This is a genomic window from Protofrankia sp. Cj3 (assembly GCF_917627355.1).
Taxonomy (GTDB): domain Bacteria; phylum Actinomycetota; class Actinomycetes; order Frankiales; family Frankiaceae; genus Protofrankia.
Genome location: NZ_CAKJTR010000087.1, coordinates 16,704 through 21,460, shown reverse-complemented (window position 1 = coordinate 21,460; position 4,757 = coordinate 16,704). Strand labels below are relative to the sequence as shown.

Sequence of the window (4,757 nt, the reverse complement as noted above, 5' to 3'; positions counted from 1 at the left end):
TGCGTACCCGGCGTCCCGGCACGCGCGGATGACCCGGACAGCGATTTCTCCCCGGTTGGCGATGAGGATCTTACGCACGTTTCTCCCGTCCTCGTTCAGCGTGGCTGAGTCCTAATGTCCCGCGGAGGCCGGGGACCTCACATCTGTTGTCGGCAGTAGGCGTTCTTAGTTCTTAGCGGCGCCGGCAACAGGACCTGGCCGGCTCGCGGCGTCCGGGCGGCGCCTCGCCTCATCGCTGCCCGTCCATTGCCGCGCGATGCATGGGTGCCCTGGCTCGTCGGTCGACGCGCGATACCTCCGGCGTATCTCTCCGCGGCTTCGCGATCCATCCACCCGGACGCCGCTGTCTGGCCGAACGCCCTGCTGCCGGAACCTCCGCGGGTTACCAGTCGGCTCGGGTGCGGACGCCCTGGACGAAACCGGTCTGCCGCCACGCGTCCGGGCCGGAACGTACGGTCTGGCGGAGCGCCGCGGCCCGGTCGGTCCAGCCCGACGGCGCCGTCGGGCCGGGCGGTGAGGCCGCCGCCCGCAGGCGGAGCACCGCGACCACCGCGGCAATCTCCTCGGCGGACGCGTTCGCCGACACCACCCGCAGATACGGACGGGTGTGGCTGTCGCCGCTGGTATCCACCTGACGTTCCTTTCATGAAGGTGAGGCGCACCTACAGCGGAATGTTTCCGTGCTTCTTGGGCGGGAGCGACTCCCGCTTGGTCCGCAGCAGCCGAAGGGCTCGGATCACTTCGCGACGGGTGACTGACGGCGAGATCACAGCGTCCACGTACCCGCGTTCGGCGGCGATGTAGGGGGTGGCGAAGTGCTGGGTGTAGTCCGCGATCAGTTCCGCGCGGCGGTCTTCCGGGCTGTCGGTGGACGCGAGTTCCCGGCGGTAGATGATATTTACCGCGCCCTGGGCGCCCATCACCGCGATTTCCGCGGTCGGCCAGGCCAGGTTGATGTCGGCCCGCAGGTGCTTCGATCCCATGACGTCGTATGCACCCCCGTAGGCCTTCCGGGTGATGACGGTGACCTTGGGGACCGTGGCCTCGGCGTAGGCGTAGATGAGCTTCGCGCCGCGGCGGATGATCCCGTTCCACTCCTGCGAGGTACCGGGCAGGAAGCCGGGAACATCGACGAAGGTGAGTACCGGGATGTTGAACGCGTCGCACGTCCGGACGAAGCGTGCCGCCTTTTCGCTGGCGTCGATGTCGAGGGTGCCGGCGAAATGCATCGGCTGGTTGGCGACGACGCCCACCGAACGTCCGTCGATCCGCCCGAAGCCACAGATCATGTTCTGTGCGAACTGGGCGTGGATCTCCAGGAAGTCGCCCTCGTCGAGCACATGTTCGATCACTGTGTGCATGTCGTAGGGAGTGTTGGGCGAGTCCGGGATGAACACGTCCAGCTCGGTGGTGATCTCCGCTTGGATGTCGGCCACCGCGGCGAAGGCCGGCGGATCCGTCATGTTGTTCGACGGCAGGAACGACAGCAGCGCCCGAGCGCTCTCCAGGCAGTCGGTCTCGTCCACGGCCTGGAAGTGGGCGACACCGCTGCGGGAGTTGTGCGTGTGCGCGCCGCCGAGCTCCTCCATGCCGACGTCCTCGCCGGTCACGGTCTTGATGACGTCTGGACCGGTGATGAACATGTGGCTGGTTTTGTCGACCATCAGGGTGAAGTCGGTGATGGCGGGGGAGTAAACGGCACCGCCGGCACACGGGCCCATGATCAGCGAAAGCTGTGGGACGACTCCCGACGCCATCACGTTGCGATAGAAGATCTCACCGTAGAGGCCCAGCGAAACAACGCCTTCCTGGATACGCGCGCCGCCCGAGTCGTTGATACCCACCACCGGGCAGCCGGTCTTCAGCGCCAGGTCCATGATTTTTATGATCTTCTCGCCGAAGACCTCGCCCAGGCTGCCGCCGAAAACCGTGAAGTCCTGACTGAACACGCAGACTTGGCGGCCGTCCACCGTGCCGTATCCTGTCACCACGCCGTCACCGTAGGGGCGGTTGCGATCGAGCCCGAAATCATGCGAGCGGTGCCGAGCGAACGCGTCCGTTTCGACGAACGATCCGGGGTCGAGGAATGCCTCGATCCGTTCACGGGCTGTCATCTTGCCCTTGGCGTGCTGGGCGTCAACGGCCCGCTGGGAACCAGCGTGTACCGCTTCGTCGTTGACCCGCTTCAACTCGGCAATCTTGCCGGTGGCCGTCAGAAGGTCGGGTACCGAGCCCTGCGCGGGATTCTGAGCGGGAACAGGAAGTACCATGCCGGGCAGCGTACGGCGGGTACGGCTCCGCGTGCTCGATTCGCGGGTGGGGGGCACAAACCAGTACCCGTGGCGGAACGTAACGGTAGTCAGCCCGCCAGGACAACGCTCCGGTAACAGGCCGGTCGGTGGCACCCTGACTGGCATGCGGACATCGAAGACACATCCGCGCCGGCTTCCATTGGACGCCGGCCTGGTAGCGGCGGCGCTCGCCGATGACGGCCTCGACGTGCGGGTCGTCGGGGAGACCGGCTCGACCAACGCCGATCTTGTGGCGGCGGCGAAGGCGGGCGCCTGTGAAGGGCGGGTGCTGGTCGCCGAGTCGCAGTGGGCCGGCCGTGGGCGTCTTGACCGGTCCTGGGTCTCGCCACCGGGCGCGGGACTCACCTTCTCGGTGCTGCTGCGGCCCATGGTGCCGGCCGCGGCCCTCGGCTGGCTGCCGTTGCTCACCGGCGCGTCGCTGGTTGGCGCGCTGCGCGGTTCCGCCGGTATCCCGGCCGTTCTCAAGTGGCCGAACGACGTGCTGGTGGACGGCGCGAAGGTAGCGGGAATCCTTGCCGAGGCCGTTCCCTGCCAACCGGCAACGACCGCGGTGGTCGTGGGGGTGGGCCTGAACGTCGATACGGCCGCCGATGAGCTGCCCCTCGGGGCGACCAGCGTGGCGCTCTGCCAGCGGCGGGCGTCGCGGCCGGCGACTGGCCGGGGTGAGTTGTTGATCGAGGTGCTGCGGGAACTCGCCGCGGGATACCGGGCCTGGCTCGCGGAACCGGATCGTGCCAGGGACGCTTACCGCTCGGTGTGCGCGACGCTCGGTCAGCAGGTGCGGGTTGAGCTGCCCGACGGTGCTGTCGTGGTGGGCGCCGCCACAGCTGTGGACGCCCATGGCCGGCTTGTCGTGGACGGCCGGGCCTTCGCCGCGGGGGACGTCGTCCATCTGCGGTGACGCCGAGCCGATCGACCCTCGGGCGCCGCTGACGTGGTGACGGTGAGACGATCGGCCGCGTGGGATTTCCAGAGAGCATTCTGACCAGCGATGAAGAGGTTGTCCTGCACCTTCATCCGCACTGGATCAGGCTTGCTGGGCCGGCCACCGCGTTCGTCGTGGTTCTGGGCCTGACGCTGTTCGGTGTGCTGGCGATACCGGCGGGTTCGTTCCAGCATGCGGCACAGTGGCTCGTGATCACGGCCGCGGCGGCCCTGCTCACTGTCACAAGCCTGCGTCCGTGGTTACAGTGGATCACGACAAGTTATGTTGTGACAACGGAACGTGTTGTCATCCGGACGGGCGTCTTTTCCCGCAACGGCCGTGACATCCCGCTTCAGCGGCTCAACGATGTCTCGTTCCACCACTCGTTCGCCGAACGCCTGCTGGGCTCCGGCACGCTGACCATCGAAAGCGCCGGTGAACGCGGTCAGGTCGTGCTGGCGAATCTGCCACGGGTCGAAGAGGTGCACGCAACCATCTACCGGCTGGTCGACGAGATCGACCTTCGGCGCCGAGGCCCCGTCAACACCGACGTCGATGGTTACGGCCACGAGCGTAACCGTTAGGGCGTGTCTGATGGATGTTGGTCGATGTGGGCGATGATCTAGAAAGTGGCCTGCAAGGCGGAGGAGGTCCGGATAGCGGTGTTCTATCCGGACCGACGACAACGCCGCAGGACGCCTTCTGGGCATTGATCCGCACGATCGAAGATCCATCAGACACGCCCTGGGCCACCCACCGGTTAGGCTGTTCGGCGGCCATCGGCTCGTCGCGGGTCACTGCCGGCGGTGGTTCAGGCCAAGGGGTCGAACCGCTTCCACCACTGGTACAGGGATGCCGCGTCGGTGTCCGCGGCGGCGAAGCTGACGAGATCTGAGTCGTAGCTCCAGAACATCACAAACCGTCCACTGTGGTAGTAGCACAGGAGCGCACCGACGTCGACGGTGGAACTGCTGTTCACTTGCCAGGTCCCGACGCTGGAACGGCCGTTCTCGCAGCTGCCCTCGTCGGTGATCTGGCCGGACCGGTAGTCGACGTCGCCGCGCAGTGATTTGGCGGTGTAGTAGTGGAACGCGATCACGGCTGTGCCGTTGCTCGCCACACACGTCAGCGATGCGTCGATGTCGGAGTCCTCGGCATCCGGATTCGCTTCGCAGTCCGTTATCTCAGCGGGATCGAGCAGCGCCCGCAGCCTGCGCTGGGCCACGGTCAGACCGTTGGTGGACCCGGTTGCCGACGGGGACTGCGACGGCGATGGTGATGGTGATGGTGATGGCGATAATGACGCCGACGAGGCGGGCCGCGGCGTGCCCGTCGGTCCGGCGGGGATCGCGGGCAGGGTCGTGCCCGCCGTCGGGCTGGGGCCGGGTTTGTCCGAACTGGCCACGGTCAGCGCGATCATCGGAATGCCGACGGCGAGGACCAGCAGCGTGACGATCGCTCCGATGATGGCGGTCTGCCGCCGGCCTGACGGCTGCTGCCGCGGCGGTCCGCCCATCGTT

General features: G+C 67.0%; 5 protein-coding genes and 1 pseudogene. 2 read left to right on the top strand and 4 right to left on the bottom strand.

Going from position 1 to position 4,757, the window contains the following annotated elements:
* The 3 genes from MJ783_RS23695 to MJ783_RS13450 form a co-directional block, all read right to left on the bottom strand.
* On the bottom strand, positions 1-78 hold a 78-nt coding region (locus tag MJ783_RS23695; RefSeq protein WP_255724410.1), incomplete at its 3' end, for a biotin carboxylase N-terminal domain-containing protein.
* A 304-nt stretch (positions 79-382) separates the two neighbouring features.
* On the bottom strand, positions 383-631 hold the full coding sequence (locus MJ783_RS13455) for an acyl-CoA carboxylase subunit epsilon (protein ID WP_239310770.1): 249 nt from the start codon (positions 629-631) through the stop codon (positions 383-385).
* Positions 632-662: 31 nt separating this feature from the next.
* Positions 663-2,270, bottom strand: a complete 1,608-nt coding sequence (locus MJ783_RS13450) for an acyl-CoA carboxylase subunit beta (protein ID WP_239310769.1) — start codon at positions 2,268-2,270, stop codon at positions 663-665.
* On the opposite strand from MJ783_RS13450, the gene MJ783_RS13445 reads away from it, so the two are divergent.
* Both MJ783_RS13445 and MJ783_RS13440 read left to right on the top strand, forming a co-directional pair.
* Positions 2,269-3,213, top strand: coding sequence for a biotin--[acetyl-CoA-carboxylase] ligase (locus tag MJ783_RS13445; RefSeq protein ID WP_239310768.1), 945 nt, complete (start codon positions 2,269-2,271; stop codon positions 3,211-3,213). The genes MJ783_RS13450 and MJ783_RS13445 overlap by 2 nt on opposite strands.
* 59 nt (positions 3,214-3,272) lie before the next feature.
* Positions 3,273-3,821, top strand: coding sequence for a PH domain-containing protein (locus MJ783_RS13440; protein WP_239310767.1), 549 nt, complete (start codon positions 3,273-3,275; stop codon positions 3,819-3,821).
* A 227-nt stretch (positions 3,822-4,048) separates the two neighbouring features.
* Here MJ783_RS13440 and MJ783_RS13435 read toward each other — a convergent pair.
* Positions 4,049-4,757, bottom strand: a pseudogene (locus MJ783_RS13435) (hypothetical protein); the annotation flags it as partial.